The organism is Pseudomonas rossensis, from assembly GCF_039888995.1.
Classification (GTDB): Bacteria; Pseudomonadota; Gammaproteobacteria; order Pseudomonadales; family Pseudomonadaceae; genus Aquipseudomonas; species Aquipseudomonas rossensis.
Genome location: NZ_JBBWCB010000389.1, coordinates 1 through 239 on the forward strand (window position 1 = coordinate 1; position 239 = coordinate 239).

At 57.7% G+C, this 239-nt stretch carries 1 pseudogene; it reads left to right on the top strand.

Annotated elements, in window-relative coordinates:
* A pseudogene (locus tag WLY71_RS30990) lies at positions 1–239 on the top strand (hypothetical protein); the annotation flags it as partial.

Here is a 239-nt window from a genome sequence, read left to right on the forward strand (position 1 = left end):
TATACCGATATCGAAGTGATCCGTGGTTCGAACTACGACGACCGTTTTGTCGCGGATGGTCGAGTCATCGGTTTCGACGGCGCCGGCGGTTTCGACACCGTGGACTACTCTGGTTCAGCAGCCGCGATCAACGTCGATATCCGCGCCGGTACGGGCAAGCCCGGCATTGGCGGTGATGCCGAAGGCGATACCTTGCTCAATATCGAGAAGGTGATTGGCACGGCGTTCAACGACACCTT